Consider the following 13,951-nt stretch of genomic DNA (forward strand, 5'->3'; position numbering starts at 1 on the left):
CATCCCGGACGTACCGTCGCGACATGACTGAGAACAGCGACACCACACCGCACTCGCAGGACCCCGCAGAAGGCGCGACCGACGTCGACGGCACCGAGGGCCACGACCCCCAGGGCGGCAGCCAGGGCGGCGCCATCCAGGGCGACAGCTCGCACGGAGACTCCCCACACGGGGCGATCCAGGGCGACGCCGGCCACGGCCACGCGACCGACGGCGCGATCCAGGGCGACGCGAGCCGCGATGAAGACGAGCCCGCCCCGCTCGGCGGCGACGCCACGACCGAGGATCAGCTCAGCGCCGACAACCCCGCCGAGGAGGACACGCTCAAGCTGCTCGACCCCGACAACCCGCCCGCCTGAGCGGACGGTTTCGGGTTCGGGTTCGGGTTCGGCGACGATTCGCCGAGGAGATGACGAATCGCGGAGGAATCTGCACGATTCGTCGGCGAATCGTCATCGGTTCCGTGAATCGTCGGGCCCGACGGACGGATGCCGCTACGCCCCGAGCACGACCCGAAGCTGCTCCACGGCCCAGTCGAGTTCGGTCGCACGGATCACGAGCGGCGGCGCGATGCGGATCGTCTGACCGTGGGTGTCCTTCACGAGCACGCCGCGATCGAGAAGCTTCTCCGCGATCTCGCGCCCGGTTCCCTTGGCCGGGTCGATGTCGACGCCCGCCCAGAGCCCGGCGATGCGCACCGTGGTGACGCCCTTGCCGATCAGCGGCTGCAGTGCCTCGCCGAGGTGTGCACCGAGGGCGCGGGCGCGCTCCTGGAACTCCCCCGACTCGAGCATCTCGACCACGCGCAACCCGACGGCCGCAGCCAGCGGGTTGCCCCCGAAGGTCGAGCCGTGCTCGCCCGGGCGGATGACGCCGAGCACGTCCTCGTTACCCACGACCGCGGATACGGGAAGGATGCCGCCGCCGAGCGCCTTGCCCAGCAGGTACAGATCCGGCACCACACTCTCGCGGTCGCACGCGAACGTCTCGCCGACGCGGCCGAGTCCGGCCTGGATCTCGTCAGCGATGAACAGCACGTTCTTCTCGTCGCAGATCTCGCGGATGCGGCGCAGGTACCCCTCCGGCGGGATCACGACCCCGGCTTCGCCCTGGATCGGCTCGATCAGCACGGCGGCCGTGTCGTCGGTGATGGCGGCGGCGATGGCATCCGCATCCCCGTAGGGCACCACGTCGAAGCCCGGGGTGTACGGACCGAAGCCCTCGCGCGCCGACTCGTCGTCGCTGAAGCTGATGATCGTGGTCGTGCGTCCGTGGAAGTTGCCGGCCGCGACGATGATGCGCGCGCGTCCGTCGGCGATCCCCTTCACGCGGTAGCCCCACGCGCGGGCCACCTTGATGCCGGTCTCGACCGCTTCGGCTCCCGTGTTCATGGGCAGCACGAGGTCTTTGCCGCAGAGCTTCGCGAGCGCGGCGGCGAAGGGCTCGAGCCGGTCGCTCTCGAACGCGCGGCTGGTGAGCGTGACGCGTCCGAGCTGCTCGGTGAGGGCGGCCACGAGAGCCGGATGCCGGTGGCCGAAGTTGACCGCGGAGTACGCGGCGAGCAGGTCGAGGTACCGCTTGCCCTCGACATCCGTCACCCAGGCGCCGTCACCGCGGGCGATGTTGACGGGCAGCGGGTGGTAGTTGTGGGCGACGTGCGTCTGCGCCGTCCCGTCGCGGCCGGTCACTCGGCACCGCGCAGTTCGAGGGTGCAGCACTTGATTCCGCCGCCGCCGAGCAGCAGTTCGGAGAGGTCGATCAGGATCGGGTTGTAGCCGCGCTCGCGCAGCTGCGTCTCGAAGCCCTTCGCGCGCGGCGAGATCACCACGTTGTAGCCGTCGCTGGCGGAGTTGAGCCCGAACACCGAGCCGTCTTCGTCCGACACCAGGATCGCGTCGGGGAAGCGCTCTTCGAGGATCGCGCGGCTGGCGTCGTCGAAAGCGCCGGGGAGGTAGGCGATGTTGGCGCGCTCCGGGCCGCCGTTCTCCTCGCCCTGCACCGGGTCGAGCACGGCGATCGCGGTGTCGAGGTGGTAGAAGCGCGGGTCGACGAGGTTCAGCGAGACGACCTCACGGCCGAAGACCTCGCCCACCTCGCGGTGGCTGTCGCCGGTCGAGCGGAAACCGGTGCCGGCGAGGATCACGTCGCCCACGAGCAGGAAGTCGCCCTCGCCCTCGTTGACCTCTTCCGGGATGACGGTGTCGTAGCCGGCGCCGCGGAACCAGTCGGCGAACGCGGGGGCTTCACCGGCGCGCTCCACGAAGCGGAACTTCGGCACGTACGCCCGGCCGTCGATCAGGAAGCCGCCGTTCGCGGTGTAGACCATGTCGGGGTAGTCGGCGAGGGGCTCGATCAGCTCGACCTCGTGACCGAGCTCGAGGTACAGGTCGTGCAGCTTCTGCCACTGCGCGACGGCCTTGGCGGTGTCGGTCGGGTTCGCCGGCTCCATCCAGGGATTGATGGAGTAGTTCACCGTGAAGTGCTCCGGCTTGCACATGAGGTAGCGGCGGTGGTGCGCAGTGCGGGCCGGCAGGGTGGTGACGGCGGTCTCAGGCGTCGACATGATGCTCCTTTTACGAACAGAACACGGCGGACGCTGTCCAGGGGCCCGGCGGTCCTTCGACCCGCCGCTCGATGAGAGCCGGCGCGGGGAAGATGCGACTCGGGCACGCCAGACCCCATTGTGTCATCCGCCGCCTGTGCCCCGCCAGAGCGCACGCCCGCGTGCGCCCCTCAGTGAAGTTGGCACCTCACGCCGCTATCACGACCGAACAGCGACAACAGGTGCCAAGTCCGCGCACGCCGCTGACGCGAAGTTGACACCTATTGCCGCATACGAAGCCTCAGAGCGACAACAGGTGTCAACTTCACGGGGCGCTCCGCCACACGTCCACTCACTCCACGCGGACGACGACCTTGCCCACCGTGTGTCCGGCCTCGACGTGCTCCAGCGCCGCGCGTGCGTCTGCGAATGCGTACTCGCGCTCGATCACGGGCACGATGCGCCCTTCGGCCGTGAGCTCCAGCAGTGTGCGCAGCACCTCGGGTCTGGTGGATGCGGCGAGCGGACGGATGCGGCGGCGCGAGCCGATCGACAGGGCTGCGGCCTTCAGCATCCGCGGTATCGGGCCGAGCACGTGCCCGCCGTCACCGGTCGCGAGCACGACCGTGCCGCCCGGCCCCACCAGGCGCTGCAGCTGGCGCAGCGGCATCCCTCCGGCGATGTCGATGACGGCGTCGAAGTGTCCAGCCGGCAGCCCGCTCAGGGGTTCGCTGCGGTGATCGAGCGTGCGCACGGCGCCCAGTCGCTCGACGAGGGCGGCGTTGCGCGCGCCACACGTCGCCCACACCTCGGCGCCACGCAACGCGGCGAGCTGCACGGCGAGGGTGCCGACGCCTCCGGACGCCCCGATGATCAGCACCCGCGGCGCACCCGTTGTGGTGATCCCGACACCGGCGAGGTCGAGCGCCTGCCACGCCGTACCTCCGGCGACCGGCAGGCACGCGGCGAGCTCGGCGGCGACATCGGCCGGCCGCGGCACGAGCCGCGAGGCGGCGACCCGGGCGTACGGGGCGAGCCCTCCACCGCCGGCCAGCTCGCCGATGACCTCTTCCCCGACCTCGGCCCCCACCACGTCGGGTCCGACCGCGACGATCGTGCCCGCGACATCCATCCCCCGCACCGGATTCTTCGGACGGGTGAGACCGAAGATCGGACGCACGAGCAGCGGATCGCCCAGCAGCAGGCGCACATCACCCGCGTTGAGCGCCGTCACCCGCACCCGCAGCAGCACCTCGCCGCGACGCGGCACCGGCAGGGGCCGGTCGGCGAGAGTCGTACCGGACGCGGGGCCGTAGGTCTCACGCTGCCACGCGCGCATCGTGTCGCTCATGCGTTCACCTCCGGGTACTGGAAGAGCTCGTCGAGCCCCACGCCGAAGGCGCGAGCGATCTGGAACGCGAGCTCGAGCGTCGGAGAGTACTTCTCCTGCTCGATCGCGATGAGGGTCTGCCGGGTCACCCCGACCGTGCGCGCGAGCTCGGCCTGGGTGAGACCGGCGGCTTCGCGATGCAGGCGGATGCTGTTCGAGACGAGTGTGGGCTTGACCATCACACCAGCCCCCGGCGGTAGGCGATCACGCGGGCGACGCCGCCGATGAGCGCGGAGATCGCGAAGCCGGCGAACATGGTGTTGGCGATCCAGAAGACGTCGGCGCCCACCGCGCACAGGGCGATCACGCCGAGTCCGGCGATCACCACGAAGCCCTGCTCGACGCGTCCGCCCATCCTGCCGATGTCGCGGTCGCGGATGTCGGATCGGCCCGCACCATCCGGATCCTTCATGCCGGCGATGATCCCCCAGCCGACGCTGATGACGATGGTCGCGACGATGCCGCCGCCGATGACCCACAGCATCAGCGGGAACCAGTCCACGTCGGTGAGCGGACCTCCACCGGCCTGCTGCAGCACCAGCACGACGTAGACGATCATGACGATCGGGCTCACGATGAGCCCCGACCACGCGTTGCGTTCCTCGTAGACCATGACGACTCCCGTGTAAAGAATTATTGACACGCTCAGAGTACGTCGGGCTGGCCCAGCGTGTCAAGAATTCTTTACACGCACCCTGTGGCGGTCATCGCCAACGGACTATTCGAGCCCCTCGGAGGATTCGGCCAGCCAACGGATCGCCACCTCGTCGCCGCCTTCCGCGGCTCGCCACAGCCACGTGCGTGCCTCCTTCTCGGCGTCCCGCTCGTGGAGGATCAGATACAGGTTGTACGCCGAGTGCGGGTCGCCGAGCCGATAGCCGCGCTCGAGAAGCTCGATCGCCTCGCCCACATCCCCCTTGCTCTCCAAAAGATTGGCCAACGGGAGGTGGCTCTCGACCTCGTCGAGCTCGACTCCCGCTCGGAGCACCCGCTCCGCCTCCTCGGCGCGGCTCCGTCGCAACGAGGAGATGCGCCAGATCAGCACGCGCACTCGGGTAGGCACGTGCACCACGACGAAGAAGCGGCTCGGCCTCGACACGATGGTCCTGATCCCATTGCCAATGGCCGAGAACGCCGGCCGGGAGATCCGCATCCTCGTCGTCGAGGTCGAGGCGGGCGAGGAACTCCTGCAGCAGCGCACGCGCGTGCCGCAGGTCGCCGCGGTCGCGCTCCAACCACGCGAGGTCGTAGTAGCCGATCAGGTAGTCGGCGTCGATCAGCGCCTGGAACACCTCCGCCGCATCGGCGATGCGCCCCGCGGCCTCCAGGGCCGTGCCGTAGGCATCGCCGGTCTCACCATCGCGGGCCTCGCGCCACGCGCGTTCGAGATCGCCGAGGTCGGTCACCGAGCCCTCAGATCACGTCGGCGAAGGTGCGGTCGGGGTTGCCGTACCGGTGCGCGGTGATCGTGATCGACTGCTCGTGCACGAACGGCAGCAGCTCGATGCGACCGGCCGAGGTCACTTCGCCGTCGTACACCGCGAGATCCGGGTCGCCCTCGACCGCCGTCGACAGCGCCCCGCGCAGCGCGGCGACCTCCTCGCGCGGCCCCACCAGACGCACCCGGTCGACGCGCGGGACCGGCGTCTCCGTGGGCTCGACGACGTCGGCGCGGCGCAGCATCCGCTCGATCCACTCCTCATCGCTCTCGATGAACACGGGAGCCTCGAGGTCGCCCAGCGCATGCCGCACGGCCGCCGGCAGACCCACCGGCGTCGACAGCGTGAACCGCGCCCCCGCGCGCACCGCCGCGAGCACGGTGCGCAGCAGATCCTGCAGCCGCGCATCCGACGACGCTCTGATCTCGACCGGCAGCGGACGGTAGCGGAACAGGTTGCGCTCGATGCCGAGGCGCGACACGTCACGCACCTGACCGAACTCGCGATCCCACGCGAGGGCGTCCGACAGCGCCGCGCGCCGCAGCCACTCGAAGGAGTCGAAGTCGAGCGACGGCTGCGCCGACTCGATCAGCCCGGTGATCCGCGAGTCCAGTCCGCGCAGATGCAGGGTGCTGGATGCCGTCGCCCCCGACTGAGAGCGCCACGTGCCGAGACCGATCAGATAGTTGGGCCCGCCGGCCTTCGCGCCGGGGCCGACCGAGGATCGCTTCCATCCGCCGAACGGCTGCCGCTGCACGATCGCCCCGGTGATGCCCCGGTTCACATACAGATTGCCCGCCTGCACCCGGTCGAGCCAGAAGGCGAGGTCGTCAGGATCCTGAGTGTGCAGGCCCGCGGTCAGGCCGTAGGCGACGGCGTTCTGCATCTCGACCGCCCGAGCGAGCGTCGGCGCGTGCATGATCCCGAGCACGGGGCCGAAGAACTCCTCGAGGTGGAAGCGCGAGCCGGACTGCACGCCCACCCGCACCCCGGGGCGCCACAGCCTGCCGGTCTCGTCGTCGACCGCGACCGACGGCTCGATCAGCCACTGCTCGTCGCCCTCGAGCTCGGTCAGTGCCCACGCCAGCTTCCCCTGCGGCTTCTCGATCACCGGGCCCACCTCGGCGAGCGGGTCGCTCGGCCAGCCCACGTGCAGCGAGCGCACGGCATCCGCGAGCTGTCGGGCGAACCGCTGCGAGCGTCCGACCGGGCCGACGAGGATCGCGAGCGACGCCGCCGAGCACTTCTGCCCCGCGTGCCCGAATGCGCTCTTCACGAGATCGGCGACGGCCAGGTCGAGGTCGGCCGACGGTGTGACGATGATCGCGTTCTTGCCGCTCGTCTCGGCGAGCAGCGGCAACTCGGGGCGCCACGATCGGAACAGCGCGGCCGTGTCCCACGACCCGGTGAGGATGACGCGGTCGACACTCTCGTGCGTGATCAGCGCCTGACCGAGCTCTCCCTCCTCGATGTCGACGAGGGTCAGCACATCGCGCGGGATGCCGGCCTGCCAGAGCGCTTCGGCCACGACCGCGGCGCAACGGCGCGCCTGGGGGGCGGGTTTGAACACCACGCCCGATCCTGCGGCGAGCGCGGCCAGCACTCCTCCGGCGGGGATGGCGATCGGGAAGTTCCACGGCGGGGCGACGACGGTGACGGATGCCGGCACGAACGCCGCCCCCGAGATGGCATCGAGCTCGCGCGCCTTCGCGGCGTAGTACCTGGCGAAGTCGACGGCCTCGCTGACCTCCACGTCGGCCTCGGCGAAGACCTTGCCCGTCTCGGATGCCGCGACCTCGATCAGTTCGCCGCGGCGGGACTCGAGCGAGGCGGCGGCTCGCAGCAGCACCTCGGCCCGGTCGGTCGCCGGGCGAGCGGCCCACGACGCGGCGGCGTCGTGCACCTGATCGATCCGCTCGTCGAGCACGGCGGGCTCGACGACGTGCGCCGCGGCCAGGGTGTCGTCGCCGGCGGTCGAACCGGCGATGCGTTCGCGCACGTCGCGCGCCCATTCGCGGTTGGACGGGAGTGCGGGGTCGCTGTCGACCGCGTTCGCGAATCCCGGTGCGCCACCGGCATCCGCATCCAGCTCGCGCGCCGAGTACACGGCGGTCTCGAGGAAGGCTTCGCCGTCGGATCCGCGGGAGATGCCGAGCACGGCCTTGGTCAGGTCAGCTTCGGGCGCCGGGGCCACCGGCACGGGTCGCACGGCTTCGTGCATGGGGGCGAGTCGGTTCTGGGTGCGGCGCGGGCCCTGCCAGAACGTCGGCTCGACCGAGCGGTCGAGCGCATCGAGGAAACGGTCCCGCTCGCGCACGAACAGCACCTCGTCGTCGTCGAGGCGGAAGGCGGCGGAGAGGAAGTTCTCCGACGAGGCGCTCTCTTCGAGCCGCCGCACCAGATAGCTGATGGCCACGTCGAACTCGGCGGGCGCGACCACCGGCACGTACAGCAGCACCGGCCCCACCTCGCGGGAGACGGCCTGCACCTGCCCCTGCGCCATGCCGAGCAGCATCTCGAACTCGACCGCCTCGCGCACGCCGCGCTCGCCCGCGAGCAGCCAGGCGTGGGCGATGCCGAACAGGTTGTGACCGGCGATGCCGAGGCGCACGGCCGCGGTGTTCTCCGGCTGCAGCGCCCAGTCGAGGCAGCGCAGGTAGTTGGCGTCGGTGTCGAGCTTCGTGTCGTAGGTCGCGGGCGTCCACCCGTGCATCTTCGCCTCGACCTGCTCCATGGCGAGGTTGGCCCCCTTGACCAGTCGCACCTTGATCGGCGCACCGCCGTGCTCGACACGCTCGCGGGCCCACGCGGTCAGCTCCTGCAGGGCGGGCAGCGCATCGGGCAGGTAGGCCTGCAGCACGATGCCGGCTTCGAGGCGCTGCAGCCGCGGATCTTCCAGCAGCCGCGTGAACACCGCGATCGTCAGGTCGAGGTCGCGGTACTCCTCCATGTCGAGGTTGATGAACGTCGAAGTGTCGAGGGCCGTGAGATACAGCGGCAGCAGACGCTCGACCACCTGATCGACGACCTCGTCGAACGCCCACATCGAGATGCGGCTGATGATCGCCGAGACCTTGACCGAGACGTAGTCGACGTCGGGGCGGCGGATCAGATCATGGATGCCGTCGAGCCGGCGTCTCGCCTCGGCCTCACCCAGCACGGCCTCGCCCAGAAGGTTGAGGTTGAGACGCGAACCGGACTCGCGGATCTTCTCGATCGCCGGACCGAGTTTCGCCGGACGCGCATCGACCACGAGGTGTCCGACCATCTCGCGCAGCACGCGGCGGGCGATCGGCACGACCGGGGCCGGCAGGATCGGCGCGACCCCTCCGCCGACGCGCACGGCACCGCGCAGGTACCAGGGGAGGAATTCCGGCACGATCGGCGCCAGCCGGTGCAGTCGGGATGCCGCGGCCCCCAGGCTCTCGGGACGCATCACGCCGTCGACGAAACCGAGGGTGAAGGGCAGTCCGTTGGGGTCCTGCAGCACGCCGGCGAGCCGTTCGGCCGCGGGATCCACGTCGACGGCTGCCGCCTCGATCACCCACCGTCGCGCGAGTTCGACGGCGCGTTCTGCGAGGGGTGCGGATGCACCGGCATCCGACGGCGACGGCGACGACTCGACCATCCCCTCAGCCTAGGACTCCGCCTGTCTCCTGCCCGGCGCCTCGCCTGGAGCCACGCCGCCCGGGCACGACTTCGGATGCGACGGACGGCGCGCCGGGGAGTCACGTGTCGCGGCGGCGCGGCGGCGGTGAACTCCGTAGCTGTGCCCGCGGGGGCTCAGTTCCAGACGCTCGGCGCGGACGTGCGCGTCGGAGGCAGTGCGGATGCCGCGGCCCAGTCGTGGATCCACGTGTCGATCTCCGGCAGTCCTTCCGGCTTGCCGAGGGTGGCGAACAACTCGTCGTGCGGCACGGTGCCGCCGCTGCGGCGCAGCATCCGGGCCCGCACGATGACCTTGGCGTAGACCTCTCCGTTCACCACGGCCCGGTGCTCCAGGAACAACGCCTTCTCGTCGTGGCCGATGAACCGCGACTGCACCTCGAAGCGCTGCCAGAGCTCGAGCGACTTGCGGAAGGTCACCGTCTCGCTCGAGACGACCGCGTACCAGCCGCGCTCGTTCATCGCGTCGAACAGGCCCGTGCGGATGAGCAGGTCCCACCGGCCGAGGTCGAACAGCGACAGGTAGCGGCCGTTGTTCATGTGCCGCAGGATGTCGATGTCGGTGGGGAGGGTCGTCAAGCGGATGCTGCCGACGGCGTTCGGGTCGAGGGTCTTGCCTCGACGGACGCGGCGCCGAGCGCCGAGGATCACCAGGAGGGTGCGCCAGATCACGTTCACGAGGATCGATCGTAGCCAGAAGCGCATGAATCGTGAATACAGTTGTCGGTTTCCTCCAGGCGCCGCGAGGGGGCGCGGTGCGGCATCCGTTCGATTTCCTGATCCAGGAAGCCACGCGTAGAGTCGCGACATGAGCGCCGAAGCCCAGCCTGAAGTCATCGTCCGTCCGGTCCGTGATGTGGATGCGGAGGCCCTCGGTCGCGTGCACGCCCAGTGCTGGCACGAGACCTACGACCACCTGATCAGCAAGGCCGCGCTGGAGAAGGTATCGCCTCGCCGCATGGCCGAACTGTGGACGCACTGGGCCTCGCAGGGCCCCGAGTTCACCATGAACGCCGCGCTCGTCGACGGCGAGATCGTCGGCTTCGCCGGCTCCGGCCCCGCTCGCGACAAAGACGCCCCGGCGTTCCGCGAGCTGTACTTCATCTACCTGCTCGACGCCCTGCACGGCACCGGCATCGGCCAGAAGCTGTTCGACGCCGCCGTGCAGAAGGACGAGCCGCTGTACCTCTGGGTCGCGGAGGACAACCCCCGTGCCCACCGCTTCTACACGCGCAACGGCTTCGCGCTCGACGGCGCGACGCACACCGAGCCCTTCCTCGGCGAGACGTTGACCGAGGTGCGCTTCACGCGCTGACCCCGCGGTCGCGTCGGGGTCGCGGCGGCGGTGTCGCCGGTGGTGTCGCCGTCGCCGAGACCCCCTCCGAGCATCGAGGCCCCCTCCCAGCAACGTGACTGGGAGGGGGCCTCGGCGGTGTGCGGGGGTCTCGGCGGATGCTGCTCGGCGGATGCTGCTCGGCGGATGCCGCGGTCAGCGGCCGGAGACGTTGCCGAACGTCTTCGCGATCGGGGCGAGCACCAGCGGCCGCGCGGCGAACCATCCGCCTGCGATCACCACGAGCGATGCGACGAACACCCAGAAGCCCGTCCAGCCGACGGCGTCGGACGACGCGTACATGTGGTTCAGGTTGCGCAGGAATCCGGTGAGGAACACCAGCGCGACGTGTCCGATGATGAACACCACGAAGTAGAGCATCACCGGGAAGTGCAGCGCCCGCGCCCACTCCACCGGGTAGGCCTTCGACAGGCGCTCGGCCTTCTTCGGCCACAGGCCCGACATGCGGAACCCGGTGATCGCGGCCAGCGGCGCGGCGATGAACACGGTCGTGAAGTACGCGAGCTGCTGCAGGCTGTTGTAGTTGACCCATCCGTGCTCGGTCGGCCAGTCGAAGGAGACATACTGCAACGCCGCCGACAGCGCGTTGGGGAAGACCTCCCAGCTGGTCGGCACGATGCGCACCCAGTGGCCGGTGACGATCAGCAGCACGACGAAGACCACGCCGTTGACGAGCCACAGGATGTCGAGCGCCTGATGGAACCACAGCGTGAGGCTGATCTTGCCCTTGGGGTTGTGACGCGGCGCCCAGAACACGGTCGGCCGCTTCTCCGAGCGCACCCGCAGACCCGAGCGGATGATCAGGACCATGAGGAACACGTTGAAGAAGTGCTGCCAGCCGACCCATGGCGCGAAGCCGGGCGCGACGGCGATCGCCGGCTCGTACGCTCCGGGGAAGGCGGTGAGGAAGTCCTGCATCACGGGCACGCTCAGCAGCGTGCGCACGAACGCGATCGCGGCTCCCGCAAGCACGCCGAGCGCCGCGGCGCCCATCAGTGCGGCGATGGCCTGCGTCCAGGTCGGACGACGCCGCGCGGATGCCGGCGCCTCGCCGATGCGCCGCGGGGCGCGACCGTTCCACACCGTGCGGGCCCAGGGCAGTGGCGTGTCGATGTCGGTGGCCAGCACGCTCGTGCGGGGCGCGACGACCGCGAGGTCGGCGGCCGGATCGGTCGAGGCCAGCGCGACGGGTGACAGCACTTCGAGATCGGATGCCGCGGCGGACAGGTGGCCGGCCTGAGCGGGGACGGTGCCCGCCGGCGGCCAGGGCTCTCCGCCTGCACGCCGCGGAAGTCCCCGTCGGACTCCGGCCGTATCGGAAGCGGCTGCGGAAGCGGCGGTCGGTGCGGATGCCGGAGCGGACACAGGCGCTGCTGCCGGAGCAGTTGTCGGAATTGCGGATGCGACGGCCGGAGCGGACGATGCCGACGCCGGCGCGGATGCGGCAGGCGTAACGGATGATGCGGCGGCCAAAACAGACCCGGCGGGCGGCCAGGCCTCACCCCCGGGCACGCGCGGCAGCCCGCGCCGAATGCCCGAACCGGCATGCGTCGGCGCCACCACGGCTGTCACGACGGATGCATCAATCTGCGACGGCTCGACGGCCGGTACCGGCTCCGACACCGCGACCGACACCGATGCCGCGACGTCCACCACGGCGGCGGCACCCACCACCGCATCGGCACCCTCGACCGACGGCGGCCAGAGATCTCCCCCGGCCACGCGCGGCAGACCGCGCCGCAGCATCCGTGTCGTCATGGCTACTTCTTCCGCGCCTCGAGAGCGGCGATCACCTGGGGCACGACCGTGAAGAGATCGCCGACGATGCCGAAGTCGGCCACGTCGAAGATGGGCGCCTCGGCATCCTTGTTGATCGCGACGATCGTCTTCGACGTCTGCATGCCGGCGCGGTGCTGGATCGCGCCGGAGATGCCGAGAGCGACATACAGCTGCGGTGAGACCGAGACGCCCGTCTGGCCGACCTGGTGCGACTGCGGGATGTATCCCGCATCGACCGCGGCCCGCGAGGCGCCGATCGCGGCGCCCAGCGCATCGGCGAGCTCCTCGACGAGCACGAACTTCTCCTTCGACGCGAGTCCGCGCCCGCCCGACACGACGCGCGTCGCGCCCCGCAGCTCGGGACGGGACGACGCCACCTCGACCGCCGCGATCTCCCCGGCGGTCGCCACGGCGGCGCCGGAGGGCGCGACGTCGAGCGCGTCGATCGCGGGAACGGCGACAGCGGTCGCCCGCGCTTCGATCGCGCCCTGTCGCACAGTGATGACCGGCGCACCGAACGTCGGGGCCGAGTCCACGAGGTACGCCCCGCCGTAGACGGAGTGGTGCGCGACGATGCCCTCGTCGTCGCGGGAGACGCCGATCGCATCGACCGACAGGGCGCTCCGCGTGCGCACCGCGAAGCGTCCGGCGACATCGCGCCCGCTGATCGAGTTCGACACGAGCACGGCATCCGGCTTCACCCGCTCGAACGCGGTCTGCAGCGCATCGACGATCGGCACCGTCAACACCGTCGGGTCCGCCTCCGCCGTCAGCACGGTGGCGGCGCCCGCCGCGACCGCCTGGTCGACGGCGGTCTGGGAGCCGCCGACGATGAGTGCGACCGGGGATCCCACGGTGGATGCCGCGCCGATCAGTGCGGCGGTGCTGCTCGCGGCGCCCCCGGCGGGGTCGACGTCGATCAGGACGAGGATCGGGTTCTCGGTCGTCATCTCACACCAGCCTGTTCTGCACGAGGTAGTCGACGAGTTTCCGACCGGCATCGCCCTCGTCGGTGATCTTCACGCCGGCGGCGCGCGGCGGCTTCTCCGAGACCGCCGTCATGATCGTGCGGGGCGCAGCGGCCGGATCGGCCGAGACGCCGAGGTCAGCGAGCGAGAGCACCTCGAGGGGCTTCTTCTTCGCGGCCATGATGCCCTTGAAGTTCGGGAACCGCGCATCGGGCAACGCCTCGGTGATCGAGATCACAGCGGGGAGCGCGGCCGATACCTGCTGCGCTCCGGCATCCGCCGCGCGAGTGCCTGCGACCGTGTCGGCGGTGATCTCGACGGAGGAGAGCGCCGTCGCCTGGGCGTATCCGAGGTGCTCGGCGAGCATGGCCGGCAGCACTCCGCCGGAGCCATCGGTGGACAGGTTGCCCGCGATCACGAGATCGGGTTCTGCACGACGGATCGCCGCCGCCAGCACCTCAGCGGTCAGGCCCAGGTCGGCACCGGCCAGTTCGGCATCCGCGATGTGCACAGCGGATGCCGCACCGATCGCGAGCGACCGACGGATCGACGCCGTCGACGTCTCGGGCGCCATCGAGAGCGCCACGACATCGACACCCTCGTTCTTGTCGGCGTGACTCAACGCGACCTCGAGCGCACGCTCCGTGATCTCATCGAGCACCACGTCACCGGCGCCGCGGTCGGCGAGTCCGGTCTCGAGATTCAGCTTGCGGTCACCATAGGTGTCGGGCACCTCTTTGACCAGGACGACGATCTTCATCGATTGCTCCTCACGACTCTCACGATTCTAGCCCCGCGGCACTGAGTGCCAGC

General features: G+C 70.3%; 14 protein-coding genes. 3 read left to right on the forward strand and 11 right to left on the reverse strand.

Features of this window, described 5'->3' with window-relative positions; genetic code table 11:
- Window positions 1–23: 23 nt before the first annotated feature.
- Complete coding sequence (locus P0Y60_17025; GenBank protein WEK60981.1) at window positions 24–359, forward strand: hypothetical protein; 336 nt, start codon at window positions 24–26, stop codon at window positions 357–359.
- A gap of 135 nt (window positions 360–494) precedes the next feature.
- Here the strand turns inward: P0Y60_17025 and rocD are convergent, their stop codons facing one another.
- The 6 genes from rocD to P0Y60_17055 all read right to left on the reverse strand — a co-directional run bounded on the left by rocD (window position 495) and on the right by P0Y60_17055 (window position 5,031).
- The gene (gene rocD / locus P0Y60_17030; GenBank protein ID WEK60982.1) at window positions 495–1,688 is read right to left on the reverse strand and encodes an ornithine--oxo-acid transaminase; all 1,194 of its coding nucleotides are present in this window, start codon (window positions 1,686–1,688) and stop codon (window positions 495–497) included.
- Entirely contained in the window at window positions 1,685–2,563 is an 879-nt protein-coding gene (locus tag P0Y60_17035; GenBank protein WEK60983.1) for an N-dimethylarginine dimethylaminohydrolase, read from the reverse strand. The genes rocD and P0Y60_17035 overlap by 4 nt, the downstream gene beginning before the upstream one ends.
- 331 nt (window positions 2,564–2,894) lie before the next feature.
- On the reverse strand, window positions 2,895–3,893 hold the full coding sequence (locus P0Y60_17040) for an NAD(P)-dependent alcohol dehydrogenase (protein WEK60984.1): 999 nt from the start codon (window positions 3,891–3,893) through the stop codon (window positions 2,895–2,897).
- Window positions 3,890–4,111 (reverse strand): helix-turn-helix transcriptional regulator, encoded by a 222-nt coding sequence (locus tag P0Y60_17045; protein ID WEK60985.1) that lies wholly within the window; start codon window positions 4,109–4,111, stop codon window positions 3,890–3,892. The genes P0Y60_17040 and P0Y60_17045 overlap by 4 nt, the downstream gene beginning before the upstream one ends.
- Window positions 4,111–4,575 carry a hypothetical protein gene (locus P0Y60_17050; protein ID WEK60986.1) on the reverse strand — a complete coding sequence of 155 codons (465 nt, stop codon included), beginning with the start codon at window positions 4,573–4,575 and terminating at the stop codon, window positions 4,111–4,113. The genes P0Y60_17045 and P0Y60_17050 overlap by 1 nt, the downstream gene beginning before the upstream one ends.
- Before the next feature lie 75 nt (window positions 4,576–4,650).
- Complete coding sequence (locus P0Y60_17055; GenBank protein WEK60987.1) at window positions 4,651–5,031, reverse strand: hypothetical protein; 381 nt, start codon at window positions 5,029–5,031, stop codon at window positions 4,651–4,653.
- 22 nt (window positions 5,032–5,053) lie between these two features.
- Between P0Y60_17055 and P0Y60_17060 the strand changes: the two genes are divergently transcribed.
- Window positions 5,054–5,398 carry a hypothetical protein gene (locus P0Y60_17060; protein ID WEK60988.1) on the forward strand — a complete coding sequence of 115 codons (345 nt, stop codon included), beginning with the start codon at window positions 5,054–5,056 and terminating at the stop codon, window positions 5,396–5,398.
- On the opposite strand, the gene P0Y60_17065 is transcribed toward P0Y60_17060, so the two are convergent.
- Both P0Y60_17065 and P0Y60_17070 read right to left on the reverse strand, forming a co-directional pair.
- Window positions 5,346–8,999 carry a bifunctional proline dehydrogenase/L-glutamate gamma-semialdehyde dehydrogenase gene (locus P0Y60_17065; GenBank protein ID WEK60989.1) on the reverse strand — a complete coding sequence of 1,218 codons (3,654 nt, stop codon included), beginning with the start codon at window positions 8,997–8,999 and terminating at the stop codon, window positions 5,346–5,348. The two genes, P0Y60_17060 and P0Y60_17065, sit on opposite strands and share 53 nt — an antisense overlap.
- A 155-nt stretch (window positions 9,000–9,154) precedes the next feature.
- A complete protein-coding gene (locus P0Y60_17070; GenBank protein ID WEK60990.1) occupies window positions 9,155–9,742 on the reverse strand; it encodes an acyl-CoA thioesterase in 588 nt (195 codons plus the stop codon).
- A gap of 103 nt (window positions 9,743–9,845) precedes the next feature.
- Here P0Y60_17070 and P0Y60_17075 point away from each other — a divergent pair, with 103 nt between their 5' ends.
- The gene (locus tag P0Y60_17075) at window positions 9,846–10,352 is read left to right on the forward strand and encodes a GNAT family N-acetyltransferase (protein ID WEK60991.1); all 507 of its coding nucleotides are present in this window, start codon (window positions 9,846–9,848) and stop codon (window positions 10,350–10,352) included.
- A gap of 174 nt (window positions 10,353–10,526) precedes the next feature.
- Here the strand turns inward: P0Y60_17075 and P0Y60_17080 are convergent, their stop codons facing one another.
- The 3 genes from P0Y60_17080 to P0Y60_17090 are packed head-to-tail and all read right to left on the reverse strand — an operon-like array spanning window position 10,527 to window position 13,898.
- On the reverse strand, window positions 10,527–12,149 hold the full coding sequence (locus P0Y60_17080) for a cytochrome b/b6 domain-containing protein (protein WEK60992.1): 1,623 nt from the start codon (window positions 12,147–12,149) through the stop codon (window positions 10,527–10,529).
- Between the two features lie 2 nt (window positions 12,150–12,151).
- Entirely contained in the window at window positions 12,152–13,120 is a 969-nt protein-coding gene (locus tag P0Y60_17085) for an electron transfer flavoprotein subunit alpha/FixB family protein (protein WEK60993.1), read from the reverse strand.
- A gap of 1 nt (window position 13,121) precedes the next feature.
- Window positions 13,122–13,898, reverse strand: a complete 777-nt coding sequence (locus tag P0Y60_17090) for an electron transfer flavoprotein subunit beta/FixA family protein (GenBank protein ID WEK60994.1) — start codon at window positions 13,896–13,898, stop codon at window positions 13,122–13,124.
- Window positions 13,899–13,951: the final 53 nt, after the last annotated feature.

Origin of the sequence: Candidatus Microbacterium colombiense (genome assembly GCA_029203165.1) — a bacterium.
Classification (GTDB): Bacteria; Actinomycetota; Actinomycetes; order Actinomycetales; family Microbacteriaceae; genus Microbacterium; species Microbacterium colombiense.